Source organism: Providencia sp. PROV150, from assembly GCF_028481025.1.
GTDB classification, from domain to species: Bacteria; Pseudomonadota; Gammaproteobacteria; order Enterobacterales; family Enterobacteriaceae; genus Providencia; species Providencia hangzhouensis.
In genome coordinates, this window is record NZ_JAMPPJ010000005.1 from 229,295 (window position 1) to 250,939 (window position 21,645).

The 21,645-nt window shown below is 40.5% G+C and carries 22 protein-coding genes; 13 read left to right on the plus strand and 9 right to left on the minus strand.

What is annotated here, in order from left to right:
- The first annotated feature begins 9 nt into the window (after window positions 1-9).
- From PSE83_RS06130 to rluF, 4 genes are all read left to right on the plus strand, one after another.
- Window positions 10-633 (plus strand): YfgM family protein, encoded by a 624-nt coding sequence (locus PSE83_RS06130; RefSeq protein WP_004264893.1) that lies wholly within the window; start codon window positions 10-12, stop codon window positions 631-633.
- Between the two features lie 20 nt (window positions 634-653).
- Window positions 654-1,826 (plus strand): outer membrane protein assembly factor BamB, encoded by a 1,173-nt coding sequence (bamB, locus tag PSE83_RS06135; RefSeq protein ID WP_272660720.1) that lies wholly within the window; start codon window positions 654-656, stop codon window positions 1,824-1,826.
- 129 nt (window positions 1,827-1,955) lie between these two features.
- The gene (gene der / locus PSE83_RS06140; RefSeq protein WP_164565097.1) at window positions 1,956-3,434 is read left to right on the plus strand and encodes a ribosome biogenesis GTPase Der; all 1,479 of its coding nucleotides are present in this window, start codon (window positions 1,956-1,958) and stop codon (window positions 3,432-3,434) included.
- A 179-nt stretch (window positions 3,435-3,613) separates the two neighbouring features.
- Window positions 3,614-4,483, plus strand: coding sequence for a 23S rRNA pseudouridine(2604) synthase RluF (gene rluF, locus PSE83_RS06145; RefSeq protein ID WP_004264890.1), 870 nt, complete (start codon window positions 3,614-3,616; stop codon window positions 4,481-4,483).
- Window positions 4,484-4,604: 121 nt separating this feature from the next.
- On the opposite strand, the gene PSE83_RS06150 is transcribed toward rluF, so the two are convergent.
- Both PSE83_RS06150 and hemF read right to left on the minus strand, forming a co-directional pair.
- Complete coding sequence (locus PSE83_RS06150) at window positions 4,605-5,741, minus strand: M4 family metallopeptidase (RefSeq protein WP_036958991.1); 1,137 nt, start codon at window positions 5,739-5,741, stop codon at window positions 4,605-4,607.
- Window positions 5,742-5,899: 158 nt separating this feature from the next.
- Window positions 5,900-6,817, minus strand: coding sequence for an oxygen-dependent coproporphyrinogen oxidase (gene hemF, locus PSE83_RS06155; protein ID WP_004264888.1), 918 nt, complete (start codon window positions 6,815-6,817; stop codon window positions 5,900-5,902).
- A gap of 136 nt (window positions 6,818-6,953) precedes the next feature.
- Here hemF and PSE83_RS06160 point away from each other — a divergent pair, with 136 nt between their 5' ends.
- The 3 genes from PSE83_RS06160 to PSE83_RS06170 all read left to right on the plus strand — a co-directional run bounded on the left by PSE83_RS06160 (window position 6,954) and on the right by PSE83_RS06170 (window position 9,224).
- Window positions 6,954-7,385, plus strand: a complete 432-nt coding sequence (locus PSE83_RS06160; protein ID WP_004264887.1) for a GNAT family acetyltransferase — start codon at window positions 6,954-6,956, stop codon at window positions 7,383-7,385.
- Between the two features lie 91 nt (window positions 7,386-7,476).
- Complete coding sequence (locus PSE83_RS06165) at window positions 7,477-8,082, plus strand: RpoE-regulated lipoprotein (RefSeq protein WP_050763802.1); 606 nt, start codon at window positions 7,477-7,479, stop codon at window positions 8,080-8,082.
- Window positions 8,083-8,324: 242 nt separating this feature from the next.
- Window positions 8,325-9,224 (plus strand): Dyp-type peroxidase, encoded by a 900-nt coding sequence (locus PSE83_RS06170; protein WP_094961722.1) that lies wholly within the window; start codon window positions 8,325-8,327, stop codon window positions 9,222-9,224.
- Window positions 9,225-9,289: 65 nt separating this feature from the next.
- On the opposite strand, the gene PSE83_RS06175 is transcribed toward PSE83_RS06170, so the two are convergent.
- The gene (locus PSE83_RS06175) at window positions 9,290-9,703 is read right to left on the minus strand and encodes a type II toxin-antitoxin system HicB family antitoxin (protein ID WP_164565692.1); all 414 of its coding nucleotides are present in this window, start codon (window positions 9,701-9,703) and stop codon (window positions 9,290-9,292) included.
- 49 nt (window positions 9,704-9,752) lie between these two features.
- Window positions 9,753-9,938: a type II toxin-antitoxin system HicA family toxin gene (locus tag PSE83_RS06180; RefSeq protein WP_094961724.1), complete on the minus strand. Its 186-nt coding sequence runs from the start codon at window positions 9,936-9,938 to the stop codon at window positions 9,753-9,755.
- Window positions 9,939-10,260: 322 nt separating this feature from the next.
- Between PSE83_RS06180 and PSE83_RS06185 the strand changes: the two genes are divergently transcribed.
- From PSE83_RS06185 to cysM, 5 genes are all read left to right on the plus strand, one after another.
- Window positions 10,261-11,283: a sulfate ABC transporter substrate-binding protein gene (locus tag PSE83_RS06185; protein WP_094961725.1), complete on the plus strand. Its 1,023-nt coding sequence runs from the start codon at window positions 10,261-10,263 to the stop codon at window positions 11,281-11,283.
- A complete protein-coding gene (gene cysT, locus PSE83_RS06190) occupies window positions 11,283-12,113 on the plus strand; it encodes a sulfate/thiosulfate ABC transporter permease CysT (protein WP_004264883.1) in 831 nt (276 codons plus the stop codon). The genes PSE83_RS06185 and cysT overlap by 1 nt, the downstream gene beginning before the upstream one ends.
- Window positions 12,113-12,973, plus strand: coding sequence for a sulfate/thiosulfate ABC transporter permease CysW (gene cysW, locus PSE83_RS06195; RefSeq protein ID WP_004264881.1), 861 nt, complete (start codon window positions 12,113-12,115; stop codon window positions 12,971-12,973). Before cysT ends, cysW begins: the two co-directional genes overlap by 1 nt.
- Window positions 12,974-12,975: 2 nt before the next feature.
- The gene (cysA, locus tag PSE83_RS06200) at window positions 12,976-14,064 is read left to right on the plus strand and encodes a sulfate/thiosulfate ABC transporter ATP-binding protein CysA (RefSeq protein ID WP_004264880.1); all 1,089 of its coding nucleotides are present in this window, start codon (window positions 12,976-12,978) and stop codon (window positions 14,062-14,064) included.
- 373 nt (window positions 14,065-14,437) lie between these two features.
- On the plus strand, window positions 14,438-15,322 hold the full coding sequence (gene cysM / locus PSE83_RS06205) for a cysteine synthase CysM (protein ID WP_164455478.1): 885 nt from the start codon (window positions 14,438-14,440) through the stop codon (window positions 15,320-15,322).
- A 98-nt stretch (window positions 15,323-15,420) separates the two neighbouring features.
- On the opposite strand, the gene crr is transcribed toward cysM, so the two are convergent.
- The 5 genes from crr to cysZ all read right to left on the minus strand — a co-directional run bounded on the left by crr (window position 15,421) and on the right by cysZ (window position 20,401).
- Window positions 15,421-15,930, minus strand: a complete 510-nt coding sequence (gene crr, locus PSE83_RS06210) for a PTS glucose transporter subunit IIA (protein ID WP_004264878.1) — start codon at window positions 15,928-15,930, stop codon at window positions 15,421-15,423.
- Between the two features lie 48 nt (window positions 15,931-15,978).
- On the minus strand, window positions 15,979-17,706 hold the full coding sequence (gene ptsI / locus PSE83_RS06215; RefSeq protein ID WP_004264877.1) for a phosphoenolpyruvate-protein phosphotransferase PtsI: 1,728 nt from the start codon (window positions 17,704-17,706) through the stop codon (window positions 15,979-15,981).
- Window positions 17,707-17,846: 140 nt separating this feature from the next.
- The gene (gene ptsH, locus PSE83_RS06220; protein WP_004264876.1) at window positions 17,847-18,104 is read right to left on the minus strand and encodes a phosphocarrier protein Hpr; all 258 of its coding nucleotides are present in this window, start codon (window positions 18,102-18,104) and stop codon (window positions 17,847-17,849) included.
- A gap of 352 nt (window positions 18,105-18,456) precedes the next feature.
- On the minus strand, window positions 18,457-19,410 hold the full coding sequence (gene cysK / locus PSE83_RS06225; protein ID WP_004264875.1) for a cysteine synthase A: 954 nt from the start codon (window positions 19,408-19,410) through the stop codon (window positions 18,457-18,459).
- A 226-nt stretch (window positions 19,411-19,636) separates the two neighbouring features.
- Window positions 19,637-20,401, minus strand: coding sequence for a sulfate transporter CysZ (gene cysZ / locus PSE83_RS06230; protein WP_004264874.1), 765 nt, complete (start codon window positions 20,399-20,401; stop codon window positions 19,637-19,639).
- A gap of 218 nt (window positions 20,402-20,619) precedes the next feature.
- Here cysZ and zipA point away from each other — a divergent pair, with 218 nt between their 5' ends.
- Window positions 20,620-21,603 carry a cell division protein ZipA gene (gene zipA, locus PSE83_RS06235; protein ID WP_272660721.1) on the plus strand — a complete coding sequence of 328 codons (984 nt, stop codon included), beginning with the start codon at window positions 20,620-20,622 and terminating at the stop codon, window positions 21,601-21,603.
- The last annotated feature ends 42 nt before the right edge of the window (window positions 21,604-21,645 follow it).

Below are 21,645 nucleotides of genomic sequence, written 5' to 3' on the forward strand. Positions count from 1 at the left end.
GAGAGACAAGTGGAAGTCTATACAAACGAAAATGATCAAGTCGATGCGATTAAGCGCTTTTTTGCGAATAATGGCGTGGCATTAGTTATTGGTCTCGTCATTGGCGTTGGCGGTGTATTTGGTTGGAACTACTGGCAGTCCCATAAAACCAATGTACTGCAAGAAAGTGCACAAAAATTTGAAACAGTAAACGCCCAATTACGTTCGGGTTCAGATCAGGCTATTGCTGCGGCGCAAAAATTTGCGGCTGAAACTGACGATGTATACAGTGCGATGATGGGTTTAGAGCTTGCGCAAATTGCAGTGGATAAAGGTGATTTAGCTAACGCACAAACTGCATTGACCAATGCATTAGCCAAAGCAAAAACTGTGGATATGCAAGATTTAATTAACTTGCGTTTAGCACGAGTACAATTGGCTCAAGGTAATGCTGATGGTGCGATAGCGTCAGTGGCAAATATTAAAAGTAAGTCATGGCAAGCAACGGCACAGGATGTCCGTGGCGATGCATTACTCCACAAGGGTGATAAAGCAGGCGCAAAAGCCGCTTACACTCAGGGGTTAGAAAGTGAAGGCTCTCAATCTATTAGAGGTATTTTGACTCTGAAGTTGAACAACGTATCTAATTCATAAGAAGAAAGGAAACGACAAACATGCAGTTGCGCAAAACACTTTTAGTTGGCCTAGTCGCTTCAGCTTTACTTGCCGGTTGTTCCAGCGAAACTGATTCTATTATTATGGCGCCACTTCCACAGGTTGAAAATCAATTCACCCCATCAATTGTTTGGGATAAATCTGTTGGAAATGGTGTTGGACAATTTTATTCTGAATTATCACCGGGTTGGGATGGCTCAGCCGTTTATGCAGCAGACCGCAAAGGTTTAGTTAAAGCCTTTGAACTCGACAGTGGTAAAGAACTATGGTCGGTAGATTTATCTAAACGAACGGGTTTTCTTTCTGCTAATTTATCTGCATTATTATCCGGTGGTTTAACCGTTGATGGTGACAAAATCTTTGTGGGTACTGAGCGTGGAACAGTTATCGCTCTTAACAAAGAAGATGGTCAAGTCGCTTGGGATGTCGAAGTTGCAGGTGAAGCCCTTTCTAAACCTGTAGTGAGTAATGACCTTGTTGTTATTCATACCAGTAATGGTCAACTGCAAGCTTTAGACGTCAATAGCGGGGAAATCAAGTGGACTGTTAACATGGATACCCCATCGTTGTCATTACGTGGTGAATCTGCTCCAGCAGTTGCCTTTGGTGCTGCGATTGTGGGTGGGGATAACGGTCGTGTCAGTGCAGTGCTATTGTCTCAAGGCCAATTAATTTGGCAGCAACGCATTTCGCAAGTGACAAGTTCGACAGAAATCGGCCGCTTAAACGATGTCGATATGACACCAATTATTGATGACGGCAAAGTGTATGCGATTGCTTATAATGGCACATTGGCAGCACTGGATATGCGTTCAGGTCAAATCCTATGGAAACGTGAACTGGGCTCAATCAATGACATGGTAATGTCAGGTGAAAACCTGTACCTCGTTGACCAAAGTGACCGCGTATTGTCTGTTCGTAAAAGCGATGGTGTGACACTGTGGACACAGGAAGACTTACTAAACCGCGGGTTATCTGCACCAGAAATGTATAATGGCTATCTTGTTGTCGGTGACAAAGAGGGTTATCTGCATTGGTTAGACATGAGTACGGGTGGGTTTGTTGCACAAAACAAACTAAACAGCTCTGGTATTCACAGTCGCCCAGTGGTTGCAAGTGATAAACTAATGGTTCAGACAAAAAACGGAACAGTTTACCTGTTAACACGTTAATTTTCTGACAAACCGCCAATTTATCGATAAAATCAACGGTTCCTGAACACAGGAGCCGTTTCGTTTTTTGTTTTCTGAGTTAAAGCCTCAGAATTCCTTTAGTTAATAAAAGTTGTGAGGCATCTAAGAATGATACCCGTCGTAGCGCTGGTAGGGCGTCCAAACGTAGGAAAATCCACGTTATTTAACCGTTTAACCCGTACCCGTGACGCATTAGTAGCGGACTTTCCCGGTCTGACTCGTGATCGCAAATATGGTCGTGCAGAAGTTGAAGGTCACGAATTCATTATTATCGACACGGGTGGTATCGATGGGACTGAGGAAGGCGTAGAAACGCACATGGCCGCACAGTCCTTGCAAGCAATTGAAGAGGCAGATATTGTTCTGTTTATGGTCGATGCAAGAGCAGGGCTAATGCCTGCGGATGAAGGCATTGCTAAACATCTTCGTAGCCGCAAGAAAAAAACTTATTTAGTGGCAAACAAAACAGATGGTATTGATGTCACAACAGCAATCGGGGATTTTTACTCTCTTGGTTTAGGGGAAATTCATCCGATCGCTGCATCACATGGCCGCGGTGTCACTCAGTTAATAGAACAATCGTTAAAACCTTTTGTTGCTGAAAATGAAGAAGAAGTCGAACTGACCGAAGAAGAAGAAAATGCGGCATATTGGGCAGAGTTAGAAGCTCAAGGTCAGCTTGATGAAGACGAAGAAGATGACTTCGATCCAACAACATTACCGATTAAATTAGCCATCGTTGGCCGTCCGAATGTCGGTAAATCGACATTAACCAACCGTATATTGGGTGAAGAAAGGGTTGTTGTGTTTGATATGCCAGGCACAACCCGTGACAGCATTTACATTCCAATGGAACGCGATGAGCGTGAATATATTCTAATTGACACGGCTGGTGTGCGTAAACGTGGTAAAGTTACTGAAACAGTCGAAAAATTCTCTGTAATTAAAACATTACAAGCGATTGAAGATGCGAACGTCGTATTATTAGTTATCGATGCACGCGAAGGTATCTCAGACCAAGATTTATCTTTACTTGGTTTTATCCTCAATGCAGGTCGTTCATTAGTTATTGCGGTTAATAAATGGGATGGTATGAAGCCCGAGGACCGCGAGCATGTGAAGGATATGCTTGAACTGCGTCTTGGTTTTGTTGATTTCGCACGAATTCACTTTATTTCTGCATTGCATGGCAGTGGCGTGGGTAACCTATTTGAATCAGTGCAAGAAGCTTATGAATCTGCAACTCGTCGAGTGGGAACGGCATTATTAACGCGCATCATGAAGATGGCAGAAGATGAGCACCAACCGCCGCTTATTCGTGGTCGTCGTGTTAAAATGAAATATGCCCATGCTGGGGGGCATAACCCACCGATTGTTGTGATCCATGGTAACCAAGTCTCTGATTTACCAGACAGCTACAAACGTTATTTGATGAATTACTTCCGTCGTTCATTACAAGTGATGGGAACGCCAATTCGAATTCTGTTTAAAGAGGGTGAAAACCCATATGCAGATAAGAAAAATAAGCTAACGCCAACTCAGTTACGTAAGCGTAAGCGTTTAATGCAGCATTTGAAAAAACGTTAGTTAATAAGGCACTAATGTAGGTTTAGTTGACCGTATTAAATGCATAAAGCCGTAACAAAACCATTATGTTACGGCTTTTTAATATTATTTAGATTGATACTTTAAGAATAAATATCGCCCTTACGTTATCAAAATATATCATGACGGACAGGGGGAAGAATTAAAGATTGAGGGAAATTATGGACACTCGTTCTTCTACACGTTTAAACAAATATATTAGTGAAAGTGGTATTTGCTCAAGACGTGAAGCTGATCGTTATATTGAGCAGGGTAATGTATTTATTAATGGTAAGCGTGCAGGAATAGGCGACCAAGTTTTTTCTGGTGATGTGGTAAAAGTTAATGGGCAATTAATTGAGCCGCGTAATGAAGAAGATTTAGTGTTAATCGCTCTGAATAAGCCAGTCGGTATTGTCAGTACGACAGAGAGTGGTGAAAAAGATAATATTGTTGATTATGTTAATCACAGTACCCGAATTTTCCCAATTGGCCGTTTAGATAAAGACTCTCAAGGGTTGATTTTCCTCACAAACCATGGGGATTTGGTGAATAAAATTTTACGGGCAGGGAATTCCCATGAAAAAGAATATTTAGTTACTGTCAATAAACCCGTTACAGATGAATTTATCCGTGGAATGGGTGCTGGAGTACCGATTCTTGGCACAATGACTAAAAAATGTAAGGTTAAGAAAGAAGCTCCATTTGTTTTTAGAATTACTCTTGTGCAAGGGTTAAACCGTCAAATTCGTCGCATGTGTGAACACTTTGGTTTTGAAGTCACTAAACTTGAACGCGTTCGCATCATGAATGTTAGGCTGACGGGTATTCCTGTCGGGGAGTGGCGAGACTTAACAGATGACGAATTGATTGAGTTATTTGATATGATGGAAAAATCTGAGTCAGATATTAAACCGAAAAAAGCACAGAAATCGGTTTCTGCTAATAAAGGTAATACAAAGCAAGCATCGCCAAGTAAACCCAAAGTAAAAACAGAAAACCCGACACGTAAAAAGTTTACACAACCAGGTAGAAAAAAGAAAAAACGTTAACGTGCAGGTTTAATGAATAAGGCTGAATAAAAGAGTTGATTAATGCTCTTTAGTATCGGCCTTTGTATTTTACAGAAAAATTAATTTCAAATGGTTTAATGCTATCTAGCGATATATTTTATTACAGGTTTACTATCAACCCAACACCTAACCAACTCTGTTGTGTTTTTTGCGCAATATTATCATCAAACAGTTTCTTAGCTGCACGGATCGTGGCATCAGCAAATTCGATAAATGTCGCTTTCTTTGTCACTCTATTGTCAGACACTGCTTCCAGCCAAATTTTACCGGCGATATCCCACGTATAGCCACCAAGGCTCTTAGCTAATAAGTAAAAGGCTCTATTTGGAATGCCTGAATTAATATGTACGCCGCCATTATCAACAAAAATAGGTAAATCTTGATATTGAGACATATGGCCAACTTGTGGATCTCTGACCTCATCAGAAAGATAATAAGCGTCGCCTGGATTTATCATCGAACGTAGGGCAGGTGCATTTATTTGGTCAATAAATAAATTTTCCCCAAGTAGCCAATTAGAGGTATTGGCTGTTTCATTATTTAAATATTGCTTGACCATAATCCCAAGTACATCTGCGACAGACTCATTAAGAGCACCAGACTGGAAAGAATATCTAAAATTAGCTTTTGAACTAATAAAACCATGAGCAAGTTCGTGAGCAATTATATCAATGTCGTTATAGAATGGGCCAAAAACGATTCCATCCCCGTCACCAAAGAAAATAGCTTGAGAATTCCAAAATGCGTTAGCGTAGTTTGTTCCATAATGAATAACCGCATTAATATCAGCAGAACAGCCAAAAATTTGGTCAATATTTAATTTTTCCTTGAAAAAGGTACGAATAACACCAATTGAATTAAATACTTGCCCAGCGGGTTTTGATGGTGCTTGAGTGTCTTCTTCGCACATAATTACCGCATAGTCATCATGTGGCATATGACTATCTGGAGAAAGCCCTGAACGCTCACAAATTGGCAGGTCAGAATGCCAGTGATGTTTATGTGGAATAGGGCGCTGAGCATCACGAATAAAACGGTTATAGCGCTTTCCTGTCGTATCTATAGGGCAAGATGAAAGATTATTGCGATGAAATAATGCATCTTCATGTGAATAGGTTCGGCTCATAATATCATTGATATGAGTGAGCGTTGATTTTAAGTCAGTATGACCTGCTTTAGTCACTAAATTGGCTAATAAGCAAGGTGAGAGTAAAGAACGGCCTAAAATTTGATTCATATTATAACTCCATTCAGTTGGGTGAAATGGAATCATAATCTGTTGTGATAATTTTGTAACTAGTTGATATATAAGCTTTAAAATCAATTGCTGTTATTTTATATTAGAAAGGTAGAACGGTTATCTTTCTACCTTAATTTATAAACTAATGTTATTAATTATGGCGAAACCCACTCTTTATTTAGGATTAAAAATTCAGTATAGAGAGCAGCTTCTTGGCTATTAGGTTCAGGATGATAGTCGTATTCCCAGCGGACAAGTGGTGGCATTGACATTAAAATTGATTCTGTTCGGCCTCCACTTTGTAAGCCAAATAATGTACCTCTGTCCCATACCAAATTGAATTCGACATAACGACCACGACGATATAATTGGAATTGACGCTCTCGTTCACCCCATGAATGATCTTTGCGTTTTTCAACAATCGGCACATAGGCATCTAAAAAGCCATTACCAACGGCTTGAGTGAAGTTAAAACAGGATTCAAAACCCCCTTGGTTAAGGTCATCATAAAATAGCCCACCGACACCACGAGGTTCATTTCTATGCTTCAGGAAAAAGTATTCATCACACCAATTTTTATATTTAGGATAAACATCAGTACCATAAGGGCGGCATAAATCACGAGCAACAGTGTGCCAGTGGATGACATCTTCATGAAAGCCATAAAAAGGGGTTAAATCAAAACCGCCACCAAACCACCAAACAGGCTCGCAACCTTCTTTTTCAGCAATAAAGAAACGGACATTAGCATGGGTTGTCGGAATGTAAGGATTCAGAGGGTGAATGACGAGAGAGACGCCCATTGCTTGATAGCTACGACCAGCAAGTTCAGGGCGATGGGCTGAAGCAGATGCAGGTAATTTTTCTCCTTTAATATGAGAGAAATTAACCCCAGCTTGTTCAAATAATGCCCCTTTGGTTAATACTCGGCTACGACCCCCACCACCTTCAGAGCGTTCCCATGTTTGTTCTAGAAAAGTTTCCTTACCATCTAGCTCAGTGATTTTTTGACAAATAGCCTCTTGCAAGCTTTGCAAATAGGTTTTTACACGTTCAATATCTGGGTAATTCATTGTTTTATAATAGAACCATAGGTAAAAAATAATGGTTAAAGTATACCCTTTTGCTCGAAGAAAGGCATATTGAATATTGATTGTGTGGCAAAAGCAGAGATAATGGCAGAAAGATTAGTTTAAGCAGGCAAATGAGATGGAAATACGAGTCTTTCGACAAAGTGATTATGAAGACGTCCTGACATTATGGGAGCGTTGTTCTCTTAATGAATTTTCAGGGGATCCTGAACTCGATATTGAACGCAAATTACAGTGTGGAGCAGACTTATTTCTAGTGGCTGAAGTTGCCGGGGAAGTCGTTGGTACTATTATGGGGGGGTATGATGGTATTCGTGGTACTGCTGTTTACCTTGCCGTTCACCCTGAATACCGTGGCCGTGGTATTGCGAATGCATTAGTAAGTAGACTAGAAAAAAAACTGATCGCCAGAGGTTGCGGAAGAATCGAGCTGTTAGTGAGTGAAGAATCTGATGCTGCTATCTGTATGTTTGAAAAAATGTTGTATGAAGAAGAACAACCTGAACGTTTAATTTATTCGAAAAAATTAACGCACGAAACGGATTTTTAAGTTAATTGACTATTTATTTAACTATTCATGGGAATGTTTTGATAAATAGATTGTCACAATATGCATTATGCGACTCATAAAAGAGGATGATATGTCCCAACATGCAAAGTTGAATAGAAATAATGGATTATCGCCGTTGTTGAAGGCTTCTCTACTCTGTGGAACAGTTCTGTTATCAGGGTGTGCGGGTGTGAAATTCTTTTCGCCATCGACTTGGTTTAGCGGCCCACTGGTGGTTTCTAGCTCAGGACTTGGTCAAGTGACTAGTTTTACACCAATGCAAGCGGATATCATTAAGAAACAACTTGATGACCGCTATACATTACGCAGCGGTATGCAAATGGAAAATGGGGATGTGGTCACAATTTTCCAAGGAATGGATGATAATGAAGTAAAATTAGAAATAGTTGGCCCAGAGCACGGCTATGTATCACGAATTATAGTGAGTGACCCCGATATTGCAACTGAATGGGGGCCAACAGTGGGTACTGAATTTAGTGAAATTTATCAAAAAGCATTCGGTATTTGCGGTCTAGGCGAGCGAGTCAATGACGTTCCAACCATTGAATGTAATTCACCGCAATCAAGTAAAGTGGTTTACCGTTTTACAGGTAAGTGGCAAGGGCCCGAAGATTTAATGCCTTCAGATGATGACCTGAAAACATGGAAAATCTCGCAAATTATTTGGCATAAATAATCTCATTTCGTTAATAATATCGTCAGGGCTATCTATACTGGCGATATCTTTCCATTAGTGTTTCTTTTTCCTTGTTTTCAAAGAAATTTACCCTTTCTTAAATTTTCTTTCTTATAATAGACCGGAAACCTATATTCCCTTGCGTTAAAACAAGGTGAACATCATAGCGATAAGATAAGATATTAAAATCGCTTATATAAAAAATAGGTTATATAACATATTCATTTTACGAGGTTTACCGTATGTCTCATTCTCAAAGTGGTATTTTGAAAGAACATAGCCGTTTTGGTATTTTTATTGAAGCGCAAGTGCAAGAGGGATCTCTGGATGAAGTTAAGTCTGGATGTAAAAGCTTTGTCGAGGCTTTAACCAAATTACAAGCGCAATACCCAGATGATCGCCTTGGTGCAGTTATCGCGTTTGGCTCTGATATCTGGAAACAGCTCGGTAAGGCAAATACTGCTCCTGAATTGAAACCATTTCGCACTCTGGGTAAAGGGCTTGCTCCCGCCACTCAACGGGATATGTTTATTCATATTCAATCACTGCGCCACGATATTAATTTTTCTTTAGCACAAGCTGCTTTAAAAGCATTTGGTAAATCTATCTCTGTGGTTGAAGAAATTCATGGATTTCGTTGGGTAGATGACAGAGATTTAAGTGGTTTTATTGATGGAACAGAGAACCCGCAAGGGGAAGAAATTGCAGAGGTCACATTAATCGAAGACGGTGAAGATAAAGGCGGAAGCTATGTTTTAGTCCAACGCTATGAACACGATTTACGAAAATGGGATCGTTTTTCGGAACATGAACAAGAAAAAATGATTGGCCGTACGAAAAAAGATAGCGTTGAATTAGATGAAGATGCGCGCAATGTCACCTCTCATGTCTCACGCGTGGTGATAGAAGAAGAGGGTGAAGAGCTTTCAGTTATGCGTCACAGCTTGCCATATGGTACAGCAAGCGGCAAACATGGCTTATTCTTTATCGCTTATTGTGCAAGGTTACACAATATTGAACAGCAGTTACTCAGTATGTTTGGTGAAAAAGATGGCAAATACGATGATTTGCTGCGTATGACGAAAGCCGTTTCGGGGAGTTATTACTATGCTCCGTCGATTGAGACATTGACGTCTCTTTGATCAATAAGTTGCCGCAAGGATGCGGCGATTGATAATTATTTATGTAATCTATTATTTTCAATGTATTAATCGGTTTTTTTTAATTCTTTACGAGCTGCAACAGCAATAAAACCACTACGGCTACCATATTCAGGATTAACCTTCACTAAAGCATCAATACGATGTAATAAACGATGCGGCAAGGTGATATTAATACGCTCAGTACGGCCATCGTATTTATCGATATCGACATCCACAAATAACCATATCCCATGCGCATATTCAGGTTGTATTGGGTTCAATAGCGTTTGCTGAGATTTCGATAATGGGATCTCAAAGCCTTTTTCACTCAATAATTCAAAATGAGCATCAATTGCTGATTTTGCTTCTGCGTAAGCCTCTTCTATATTGCTGCCCGCGAATGTACATCCTTCAATATCAGGAAACCAGCCACTTGCGCTGCCATCATTATCAATTTCAATAAAGGCGGTATAAAGCATTAGGTTATCTCCATTAAAGATAGCGCTCATGCGTGAACGCTTTTCTTATTTAATGTTTTAGTTTCGCAGCCTTCAAAATGTGATTTAGTGTGCCTATCTTTAAATCTTTTTGTGGATGCGGAACAGTAATTACAATTGAAAAATGTGGGTGGGAAAACTGATGGTGACTTCCTTTTATTCTTTCAAGTTTCCAACCGTTTTTTTGCAGTATGTTTATCAGTTCCGAACTTTGCACGATCCCTCCATTTCGTTAACTGATATACACATAATACACACTCTGAAGAGCGCTTACAATATTTAAAGTGTGTGTTATGTGTATAAAAAAGAGAGAGGGGGAAAATGTTTAAGGTGTCTTTGCTTCGCTAAACTTAAAAATGAAACGCATTCATATCACTAACTAATTAAAAAATCAGTTAATTTTTCTGCTTATGACGTTCATTTCTTTGTTATTCTAATTTGATATATAAAAAGGTGATTGATAGCTACACAGTTATAACCAAAACATATACAGTGGTTCCAATGTCAGCCATTTGGGTTTAGTTACGAATAGGTGTGGAATGAAAAAATCATTTTTGAAAAAAACAGCACTAGCGAGTTTGGCAACGGTATCATTACTCGGAAGCTCACCATTAGTTGCAGCTGAACTGCTTAATAGCTCTTATGATATTGCCCGTGAATTATTTGTGGCGTTGAACCCTTCATTTGAAAAACAATGGAATGAAGCCCACCCTGACGACAAACTCACGATTAAACAATCACACGCCGGCTCATCAAAGCAAGCTCTGGCTATTTTACAAGGGCTGAAAGCGGATGTGGTGACCTATAACCAAGTCACGGACGTGCAAATTTTGCATGACAAAGGGAATTTGATCCCTGCAGACTGGCAAGCTCGCTTACCAAATAATAGCTCGCCTTATTATTCAACAATGGCGTTTTTAGTTCGTAAAGGAAACCCTAAAGGGATTAAAACGTGGGATGATTTAGTCCGTGAAGATGTTAAATTAATCTTCCCGAACCCAAAAACTTCAGGAAATGGCCGTTATACCTACCTTGCGGCATGGGGCGCTTTTAATCAAGAAAATAAAGATGATAAAGCAAAAACCCGTGAGCAAATGAAACAGTTTCTGAAAAATGTAGAAGTATTTGATACCGGTGGGCGTGGCGCGACGACGTCATTTATTGAACGGGGGCTCGGTGACGTCCTTATTAGTTTTGAATCAGAAGTGAATAATATTCGCTCTCAGTATGGTGAATCAGACTACGAAGTTATTGTACCGCCGGTGGATATCTTAGCGGAGTTTCCCGTCGCTTGGGTCGATAAAAATGTACAAAAAAATGGTACTGAAGATGTCGCTAAAGCTTACTTAAATTATCTCTATAGCCCACAGGCCCAAGAAATCATCACTCAGTACAATTACCGAGTGAATGACAAAGCGGTGATGAGTGCGAATAAGGATAAATTCCCAGAAACTCAGTTGTTTACTGTTGAATCACAATTTGAGAGCTGGCCAAAAGTAATGGACGTTCATTTTGCCACCGGTGGGGAATTTGACCAATTAATGGCTGAAGGGCGCCGTTAATGAATCGTTCAGGAAAGCGTTTTTTGCCAGGCTTTGGGCTAACGCTAGGTAGCAGCCTTTTTTATACCTGCTTGATTTTGCTATTACCCATGAGCGCTTTGGTGATCCAATTATCGGAAATGACATGGCAGCAATATTGGGCTGTCATTAGTTACCCGCAAGTGGTTGCCGCGTACAAAGTGACGTTACTGTCTGCATTAGTCGCAAGTTTGTTTAATGCGGTGTTTGGCATGTTATTAGCGTGGATTTTAACGCGTTATCGTTTTCCTGGGCGTTTGTTTTTAGATGGTTTAGTAGATTTACCCTTTGCATTACCTACTGCGGTAGCGGGGCTGACATTGGCAACCCTGTTTGCAACCTCGGGCTGGTATGGGCAATATCTGCACCAGTTTGATATTAAAGTCGTCAATACTTGGCTGGGAATTGCGGTTGCGATGGCTTTTACCAGTATTCCGTTTGTTGTGCGTACGGTTCAACCTGTGTTGGAAGAGCTAGGCCCTGAATACGAAGAAGCTGCTCAAACCCTAGGTGCGAGCCGTTGGCAAACCTTTCGTCGAGTGATACTGCCAGAGCTTTCACCGGCCTTATTAGCCGGAACGGTTTTGTCCTTTACACGGAGTTTAGGCGAGTTTGGTGCCATTATATTTATTGCGGGTAATATTGCGTGGCAAACCGAAGTTGTCTCATTAATGATTTTTAGTCAGCTACAGCAATTTGATTACCCGGCAGCCAGTGCTGTGGCCTCAGTTATTTTAGCGGTTTCATTGTTACTTCTATTTAGTGTTAATTTAGTACAAAGCCGCTTTGGTAAACGGTTGGGGGGCAAGTAATGGCGCAAATTACACCAATTCACACTACTAGCCGTACCCAAATTAACTGGGGGAAATGGCTACTAATTGCGATAGGTTTATTGTTTTCGTTTTTACTATTAGTGATTCCAATTGTTTGGATATTTATTACTGCATTTCAAAAAGGGTTAGATGCCGTTTTACTGAATTTGGCAGACCCAGATATGCTACACGCTATTGGTTTAACAGTATTAATTGCTTTAATTACCGTTCCTGTAAATTTAGTTTTTGGCACCATGATGGCGTGGTTAGTGACACGATTTCAATTTCCTGGTCGCCAATTATTACTCACCTTGGTAGATATCCCGTTTGCGGTTTCACCTGTTGTTGCGGGTTTGCTGTACTTACTTTTTTATGGCTCGAACAGCTGGTTTGGTGGGTGGCTTGAAGGTTTTGATATCCAGCTAATGTTTTCATGGCCAGGTATGGCGTTAGTGACCATTTTTGTAACGTGTCCATTTGTCGTACGTGAGTTAGTGCCCTTGATGTTAAGCCAAGGTAGCCAAGAAGATGAAGCCGCGGTGTTGCTGGGAGCGTCAGGATGGAAGATGTTTTGGCGTGTGACATTGCCCAATATCCGCTGGGCATTATTGTATGGCGTGGTTTTAACTAACGCTCGTGCAATCGGTGAATTTGGTGCGGTTTCGGTGGTTTCAGGAGCTATTCGTGGTGAAACATACACCTTGCCATTGCAAGTTGAATTATTACATCAGGATTATAATACAGTAGGGGCGTTTACGGCCGCAGGGATCTTAGCACTGCTGGCAATTATCACCTTAATACTTAAAAGTGCATTGCAGTGGCATTTAAGTCGCCAGCAATCTGAATCAGGAGTCCATTAATCATGAGTATTGAAATTGAAAAAATCGGTAAGTTATTTGGTAAAACCCAAGTACTCAGCGATATTTCACTGGATATTGCATCGGGTGAAATGGTTGCCTTATTAGGGCCTTCCGGTTCAGGAAAAACAACCTTATTGCGGATTATTGCTGGGCTTGAGCAACAAAGTCAGGGGTTATTGCGCTTTCATGGTCACGATGTTAGTAAAATCCATGCGAAAGATAGGCATGTTGGCTTTGTATTTCAACACTATGCACTATTTCGCCACATGACAGTGTTTGATAATGTGGCATTTGGTTTAACGGTTTTACCCAGAAAGCAGCGCCCATCAGCTCAGTCTATTAAAGATAAAGTAACAAAATTGCTGGAAATGGTTCAACTCGCCCATCTGGCTTCACGTTACCCCGCGCAACTTTCAGGGGGGCAAAAACAGCGAGTGGCACTGGCAAGGGCTTTAGCCGTTGATCCACAAATTTTATTATTAGATGAACCTTTTGGTGCGCTTGACGCACAAGTGCGTATTGAATTACGCCGTTGGTTACGTCAATTACATGATGAATTAAAATTTACCAGTGTTTTTGTGACTCACGACCAAGAAGAAGCCATGGAAGTTGCAGACAGAGTGGTGGTGATGAGCCAAGGTCATATTGAGCAAGTTGGCACACCGAGCGATATTTGGCAGCGACCAGAAACCCGTTTTGTGCTTGAATTTATGGGGGAAGTGAACCAAATTTCTGCCCACATCAAAGGTTCAACATTAAATATAGATGGCTATGAATTCCCCCTTAACCATACCAGTGTTCAACAAGGTGAAGTCGACGTATTTTTACGTCCTTGGGATATCTCATTACAAGCTGAAGTGGATGAACAGCACCGTTTACCTGTTAGAATTACGGAATCGGGGCCAAGAGGGCATTTTTGGCAATTAACCGTTCAACCATTAGGTTGGGGGAAAGAGCCTTTGTCAGTGATTTGGCAGTCCGAAAAAACGATACCAACGCGAGGTGAACGTTACTTTTTAGGTAGCCAGCAGGCAAAGATCTATCAAGGAGATCAGGCGTTAATTTTCCCACAACTTGCTGAAAGTGCATGAATATAAAACTCAATAACTTATAACACTAATAAATATATTATTGGTGTTATCTTTTCTATTACTTTCTAGGTATATGACCGATGATTAGACTTTATATTAAAAATATTTAGTCTATTTCCCCTTATGATCAAAACCGACATAACCGATTGATATAAAAGATTTATTTATCATATTTTTATATGAAATATAACTGGTAATTCTATAAACTTATTGTAATATAATATATCAATTAGCTATATCAGAAATAGTAATTAAGATAATCTATTTTTCTAATATTAATGTGAAGAGATTTCAATTTTCACATATCAATATTGGGGTAATATCTTATCTCTATTATTTCTTATTTATATATAAAAATTATAAGGATGGTAAAGTGTCGGCTCTGGAACAATTTATCGGTAATACCCCATTAGTAAAGCTTCAGCGTTTAACACAAGGGATTGAAGCTGAAATTTGGGTGAAGCTTGAAGGTAATAACCCCGCTGGTTCAGTGAAAGATCGCGCGGCATTTTCAATGATTAATGAAGCGCAATTACGGGGTGAAATTAAGCCAGGTGATACGCTAATTGAAGCAACTAGTGGAAATACAGGTATCGCGCTCGCGATGATAGCCGCAGTAAAAGGCTACAAACTGAAATTACTCATGCCAGATAACATGAGCAAAGAGCGGCAAGCTTCAATGCAAGCCTATGGTGCAGAACTCATTTTAGTGAGTACGGCTGTTGGTATGGAAGGTGCCCGTGATTTGGCTAAGGAAATGGAACAAAGAGGTGAGGGGAAAGTTTTAGACCAATTTAACAACCCTGATAACCCATTAGCTCATTTTAAAACAACAGGCCCTGAAATATGGCAGCAAACCAATGGCCGCATTACCCATTTTGTATCGAGTATGGGAACCACCGGGACCATTACCGGGGTAAGCCGCTATTTAAAATCCCAGTCAGATGATGTCCATATTGTTGGGTTACAACCTGCGGAAAAAAGCCAAATTCCGGGTATTAGGCGTTGGTCACCAGGTTACTTACCCGGTATTTTTGATGGCTCATTAGTTGATAGCGTACTGGATATAAACCAGCAAGAAGCTGAAGAGACTATGAGAGCTTTAGCTAAAGTTGAAGGCATTTTTTGTGGAGTGAGCTCGGGTGGAGCGGTTTCCGGTGCGTTAAAAGTGGCGAAAGCTAACCCAGGAGCGGTTATTGTGGCAGTAATTTGTGACCGAGGAGACCGTTATTTATCAACAGGTGTATTTAATGAGTGAGATAATTTAATGGCAAGTCTGTGCTCAATAAAAAATCCCCACAAATGAAAAACCATCAGGCAAGGCCTGATGGTTTTAACTAAATATTGGCAGTTAAGTTATTTCTTAATACGCATGATGACAGTTTCACCGACTGTCACTGAGCCTGTCAGTTTGTTTAGTTCTTTGATTTCGTCCATATTAGAAATGACAACTGGCGTTAGAACAGATTTTGCTTTCTCTTCTAACAGCGCTAAATCAAACTCGATGATTAAGTCGCCTTTCTTCACAGTTTGGCCTTCTTCAGCGATGCGTTTAAAGCCTTCACCTTTAAGTTCAACGGTATCAATACCGAAGTGAACAAATAGTTCTATACCATCATCTGATTCAATAGAAAACGCATGGTTAGTTTCAAATATTTTACCAATTGTACCGTCTACAGGGGCAACGATTTTGTTACCTGCGGGTTTAATCGCAATACCATCACCAACAATTTTTTCTGCGAACACAACGTCTGGAACATCTTCAATATTGACAATCTCACCCGATAAAGGTGCGATAATTTCAATACTGCCACTGCTACTTTTGTCTTCCGAAACGAGTGATTTCAGTTTGTCAAACAGACCCATGGACCTTCTCCTAATCGTTTTATATGGGACCGAACTAATGTGCTGTTCTTAGCATAACGTTTTTTCTTGGATAAAGGTATCTACAAGTTTCATCAATTCATCCGCTGTGGGTTGAGCAAGTGCTTGTTCAGCCAAAGCTTGGGTATCAGTAAAGCTCGCATTGCGAATTAACTTTTTGATACGCGGAATTGAAATCGCGCTCATACTAAATTCATCCAGCCCCATGCCAAGTAGCAATAAGGTTGCACGCTCATCTCCAGCTAACTCCCCACACATCCCAGTCCATTTACCTTCAGCGTGTGATGCATCGATCACTTGCTTAATTAAGTTTAGGACAGCAGGTGACATCGGGTTGTAAAGATGAGAAATCAGTTCATTACCACGGTCGACCGCTAAAGTGTATTGAGTGAGATCGTTCGTCCCAATACTAAAGAAATCAACTTCTTTTGCCAAGTGGCGAGCAATAACAGCTGCGGCTGGTGTTTCAACCATCACACCGACTTCAATTGACTCGTCAAAAGCTTTACCTTCTTCACGTAACTGAGCTTTAAGCATTTCTAGCTCTGCTTTTAGTTCACGAACTTCTTCAACGGAAATAACCATTGGGAACATAATACGCAGTTTACCAAATTTAGAGGCTCTTAAAATAGCTCTTAATTGTGAGTGTAAGATTTCTTTGCGATCAAGACAAATACGAATTGCACGCCAGCCGAGAAATGGGTTCTCTTCTTTTGGTAAATTCATATATGGCAGGTCTTTATCACCGCCGATATCCATTGTACGGACAATAACGGCTTGGCTGCCCATTGCTTCTGCAACGGCTTTATAAGCTTGAAACTGTTCTTCTTCGGTAGGAAGAGAGTCTCTATCCATGAATAAAAACTCAGTACGATAGAGCCCAACGCCTTCTGCGCCATTGCGCTCTGCACCAGCGACATCACGTACAGTACCGATATTCGCACAAACTTCAACTTGATGACCATCAAGGGTGATGGCAGGCAAATCTTTTAATTTTGCGAGCTCTTCTTTTTCTTGTAGATATTCATCACGGAAAGCTTTCAGTTTGTCGATTTCGGCTTCAGATGGGTTCAAGTGGATGGTGTTGTTGACACCATCTAATACAATGAAATCGCCATTTTTAATTTTGCTGGTGGCATCACTAGTTCCAACAATGGCAGGTAACTCAAGAGAACGCGCCATAATTGAGGTATGTGATGTACGGCCACCTAAATCAGTAATAAACCCTAATACTTTATCTAAATTTAGCTGTGCGGTTTCTGAAGGGGTTAAATCCGCAGCCACTAAAATAACTTCTTCGCTGATTGCACTTAAATCAACGATAGGAATATTTAAGATGTTTTTTAATAGACGTTTGCCAATATCACGCACGTCAGCGGCGCGTTCTTTAAGATATTCATCATCAAGGGATTCAAGCGCTTGAGCTTGATCTTCAATAACGGAATACGCAGCGGCATCTGCCGTTTTTTTATCGCCTTTGATTAAAGAGACAATTTCTTGTTCCAGCTCTTCATCTTCTAGCAGCATGATATGACCTTCAAAAATCTCAGCTTTTTCGGCTCCAAGATTTTTTTCGGCTTTCTCTTTAATCAAATTGAGTTGTTCGGCTGATTTGTTACGACCCTCAATAAAGCGAGCAATTTCTTTATCAACCTGATCGTCAGCAATTTTTTTTGTGCTAACAACGATAGGATCTTCTTTGAGGATTAAAGCCTGACCAAAAGCAAAACCCGGGGATACTAAAATTCCTGAAATCATAATATTACCTTACTGCTGCTAGTGCTGGGAGTTCTGATGTTGCAGAGACGACAATGAATATAGCCGATTATACAAATGTCCCCGAATGACATCACTCAGGGACATTGAATGAAATCAGTAAATGCTATTTTCGTGCGAAATTATTCTAATTCGCCCATCAGTTTAACTAAATGTTCAACGGCTTCTTTTTCGTCTTCGCCTTCAGCAGAAATTGTCACAACTGTGCCTTGCGTTAGGCCTAAGGTTTGTAATTTAAACAAACTTTTTGCGCTAGCGGATTTGCCGCCAGAAATTAAAGAAATGTCGGAAGAGAATGCTTTTGCTTCTTTTACGAATTGAGCTGCAGGACGAGTATGTAGACCATTTGGTGCCGTAATAGTAACTTCTTGCTGAAACATAGTATTTCCTCAATAACTTTCGTTTTTTTAATTACCCAGCCAATTGTAGATGAAATAGACTAGGTTTGCGTATAAGTTAGATTATTAACTTGAAAAAAGGTTTCCTACTTTGTGCGGTATCAACCCTTTTTCTGTTTTTCTTGCGAACTCGATACTTTTTTCTCGTTGGCAAATTATTTTACTCGCCCTAGAGGTTGGCTAAAAAGTGATTAATTTCGAGGTGCAAAATAATTACTATGTTTAATACTAAACCCCGAATTATAAATCATCTCCATCCGTGCTAAAGTTTGATCTATGCCACAAAAAAAGCACCATTTAGGTGCTTTTTTAACGATATTGTAACGAAGTTATGCTACTCAGCCGAGATGTCAGCAAACAGGGCTGTAGACAAATAACGCTCACCTGAAGAAGGTAAAATAACGACGATATTTTTACCTTTATAGGCAGGGTCTGCGGCAATTTTAGTGGCAGCAGCAATAGCAGCGCCTGATGAGATACCCGCAAGAATACCTTCTTTTTCCATCAGCTCACGAGCCGTTTTGATGGCTTCGTCATCGCTGATTTGAATGACCTTATCGAGTAATTTTAAATCTAAGTTACCCGGAATAAAACCAGCGCCGATCCCTTGTATTTTGTGAGGGCCCGGTTTAATTTCTTCGCCCGCTAAAGCTTGGGTAATAACAGGGGATGTTTCTGGTTCAACAGCCACGATAGTCACATCTTTGCCTTTGGTGTTTTTCAGGTATTTTGCAATCCCTGTAATCGTCCCGCCCGTACCAACACCTGCGACTACAACATCGACATTGCCGTCAGTATCTTCCCAAATTTCAGGTCCAGTGGTTTTTTCATGGATTTCAGGGTTTGCTGGGTTATTAAACTGTTGAAGTAATAAGTATTTTTTAGGGTTGCTATTCACTATTTCTTCAGCTTTAGCTATTGCACCTTTCATGCCTTTTGCCCCCTCAGTTAAAACGAGGTTGGCACCTAATGCTTTGAGTAGTTTACGGCGCTCAATACTCATGGTTTCAGGCATGGTTAACGTCAATTTATAACCTCTCGCCGCAGCGACATAGGCTAAAGCGATACCCGTATTTCCACTAGTTGGTTCAACTAATTCTTTGTCTTTGTTTAGGATACCTTTTTTCTCTGCATCCCAAATCATGTTAGCACCAATACGGCACTTAACACTGAAGCTTGGGTTGCGAGATTCCACTTTTGCTAAAATATTGCCATTACCAAAATGTTTTAGGCGAACAAGTGGGGTGTGGCCAATGGTCAACGAGTTATCATCATAAATTTTGCTCATGGGATATCCTTAAAAATCGGTTAGCCAGTAATGTAATCGGTATTAATTAAAAATAATGAGTTGGATTCAACATACGTTAAGAACAAATTAATGCAAATATGATTTGAGCATAAGCTTATAACGAAATGTTATTTTAGATCTAATAGTTCTAAGGAATAATTATAGTGTAACAATAATAAGTAAATAAAAGAGCGCAGGCGATAAACCTGCGCAATGATTTAATAGATTAGTAGCGTGCGTAACGCTCACGATACCTGTCAACCCACATCAATGTTGCACCACAAACTGCAACAGGCATGATCACTAAGTTGACAAAAGGCACCATCATTAACAAGCTAATGACGCCACCAAATTGAACGTTTCTCATCCGCTCTTTGGCAAGCGCCTGCTTCATTTCGTTAAAGCCAACACGGTGGTTATCAAACGGGTAATCGCAATATTGGATTGACATCATCCAAGCACCAAATAAAAACCACAGTACGGGGGCGACTGTTTGGCCAATACCGGGTATGAAAAATAGGATTAATAACCCAATAGCGCGAGGTAAGTAGTAACCGATTCGGACAAACTCGCGCTTTATCATACGAGGAACATCTTTTAATAACTCAGCAACACCGGTATCTGGTGATGGTTTACCCGTTAACTCGGCTTCGAGTTTTTCTGATAACCAACCGTTAAAAGGTGCAGCGATAATATTAGCAACCGTACTAAAAAAATAGGTAAACACGAGCAAAATAGAGATAACAGCGATTGGCCAAATAACATAATCGAGCCATTGTAGCCAGTCAGGAACGTAACTCATCACTTGGGCTATCCAGCCGCCAAGCTTTGTATATAACCACCAAAATGCGCCGCCTAAGAATAAAATATTGGCTAATAGGGGCAAAATAACAAAACGTTTAATACCGGGCCGAGTGATTAATCTCCAGCCTTGTGTAAAATAATAAAAACCAGAATGGTCTTTTTGTGTCGAAAATGTCGATTGGGTCATACTTCTTGTTCTCTCCTTTTCGGTTGACCATGTATCATATAGATATGAAATTAGGCTGACTAGCCATTATTCGCTTAAAAAAGCAGCAAATGAAAGCGGAATATTCTCTTTCTTGTAAGAAAATCGTTCTGGGGGTTGCACTTAGAGCAATTGAGAAATAATCTTAAGGAAGTTTCCGCCGTGTTGGCATTATCATTCATCAACTAGAGATAGCAGCGATGCAGGATTTGCGTCTGATATTAGTGGTCGTAGGTGCGATAGCGATTGTCGCTTTATTACTGCATGGTTTATGGACCAGCCGTAAAGAGCGCTCAAAGTTATTTCGCGACAGACCCGTAAAACGTAGAAAAAACGATATGCAGGAGAATTCATCAGAATATGATGATTCTGCATTATTTACTGAAAATCAACCGACTCAGCAGGCGCCTGTTCATCCCGCTGCGTCTGAGCCTGTATATCCGGTAAAAAATGAGTCTCCAGTTGAGCCTAATATACAGCCAAAAGCATCGGTTGAACCTGACATTATTATGAACAAGGAGCCTGAGGCTAAATCGCCGGTTCATAATGAGCCTACGATGCATCAACGTACTGAACCCGTTCATGTACCCGAACAACTCACCATTAATATGAGTGAGGAAGTGATTGTTGAGCCAGCCACTGAAACTGTCGCTGAACCACATATTGATTCAACCAAATTGAGAGAAGAGCCTCAGCCGAGCACCTATGAACAAGAGACGCAGCATATTGAGAAGAGAGCTGAGCCGCAGGAAGATTCTGCTACAACAAGTAGCAAGGAGACAGTCCTGGTACTTCACGTAGCCGCTTTGCAAGGGCAGGAACTTCAAGGTGAATTATTACTGCAAAGTATTTTACAAGCCGGTTTCCAATTCGGGGAAATGAAAATATTCCATCGCCATGTGAACCCGTCTGGTACGGGGCCTGTTTTGTTTAGCTTAGCCAACATGGTGAAGCCTGGCTCATTCGACCCAGAGACAATGGCTGATTTTACCACCCCAGGGGTTTCCATGTTTATGATGGTCCCGTCTTACGGTGATGCAGGGCAAAACTTCAAATTGATGTTGCAAGCTGCTCAACGTATCGCATCAGATGCGGGAGGGGTTGTTCTTGATGACGAACGCAAAATGCTGACACCTCAAAAAATAGAGGTGTATCATGCTCGAATTAGAAACACATTAAGTTAAATAAACGTTGAACAAAACCCCCATTAATTGGGGGTTTTTTAT

Excerpts from the sequence above, each read along its gene's own strand:
- bamB (WP_272660720.1), top strand. The coding sequence starts at position 654 with ATGCAGTTGCGCAAAACACTTTTAGTTGGCCTAGTCGCTTCAGCTTTA.
- der (WP_164565097.1), top strand. The coding sequence starts at position 1,956 with ATGATACCCGTCGTAGCGCTGGTAGGGCGTCCAAACGTAGGAAAATCC.
- rluF (WP_004264890.1), top strand. The coding sequence starts at position 3,614 with ATGGACACTCGTTCTTCTACACGTTTAAACAAATATATTAGTGAAAGT.
- PSE83_RS06150 (WP_036958991.1), bottom strand. The coding sequence starts at position 5,741 with ATGAATCAAATTTTAGGCCGTTCTTTACTCTCACCTTGCTTATTAGCC.
- hemF (WP_004264888.1), bottom strand. The coding sequence starts at position 6,817 with ATGAATTACCCAGATATTGAACGTGTAAAAACCTATTTGCAAAGCTTG.
- PSE83_RS06160 (WP_004264887.1), top strand. The coding sequence starts at position 6,954 with ATGGAAATACGAGTCTTTCGACAAAGTGATTATGAAGACGTCCTGACA.
- PSE83_RS06165 (WP_050763802.1), top strand. The coding sequence starts at position 7,477 with ATGTCCCAACATGCAAAGTTGAATAGAAATAATGGATTATCGCCGTTG.
- PSE83_RS06170 (WP_094961722.1), top strand. The coding sequence starts at position 8,325 with ATGTCTCATTCTCAAAGTGGTATTTTGAAAGAACATAGCCGTTTTGGT.
- PSE83_RS06175 (WP_164565692.1), bottom strand. The coding sequence starts at position 9,703 with ATGCTTTATACCGCCTTTATTGAAATTGATAATGATGGCAGCGCAAGT.
- PSE83_RS06185 (WP_094961725.1), top strand. The coding sequence starts at position 10,261 with ATGAAAAAATCATTTTTGAAAAAAACAGCACTAGCGAGTTTGGCAACG.
- cysT (WP_004264883.1), top strand. The coding sequence starts at position 11,283 with ATGAATCGTTCAGGAAAGCGTTTTTTGCCAGGCTTTGGGCTAACGCTA.
- cysW (WP_004264881.1), top strand. The coding sequence starts at position 12,113 with ATGGCGCAAATTACACCAATTCACACTACTAGCCGTACCCAAATTAAC.
- cysA (WP_004264880.1), top strand. The coding sequence starts at position 12,976 with ATGAGTATTGAAATTGAAAAAATCGGTAAGTTATTTGGTAAAACCCAA.
- crr (WP_004264878.1), bottom strand. The coding sequence starts at position 15,930 with ATGGGTCTGTTTGACAAACTGAAATCACTCGTTTCGGAAGACAAAAGT.
- ptsI (WP_004264877.1), bottom strand. The coding sequence starts at position 17,706 with ATGATTTCAGGAATTTTAGTATCCCCGGGTTTTGCTTTTGGTCAGGCT.
- ptsH (WP_004264876.1), bottom strand. The coding sequence starts at position 18,104 with ATGTTTCAGCAAGAAGTTACTATTACGGCACCAAATGGTCTACATACT.
- cysK (WP_004264875.1), bottom strand. The coding sequence starts at position 19,410 with ATGAGCAAAATTTATGATGATAACTCGTTGACCATTGGCCACACCCCA.
- cysZ (WP_004264874.1), bottom strand. The coding sequence starts at position 20,401 with ATGACCCAATCGACATTTTCGACACAAAAAGACCATTCTGGTTTTTAT.
- zipA (WP_272660721.1), top strand. The coding sequence starts at position 20,620 with ATGCAGGATTTGCGTCTGATATTAGTGGTCGTAGGTGCGATAGCGATT.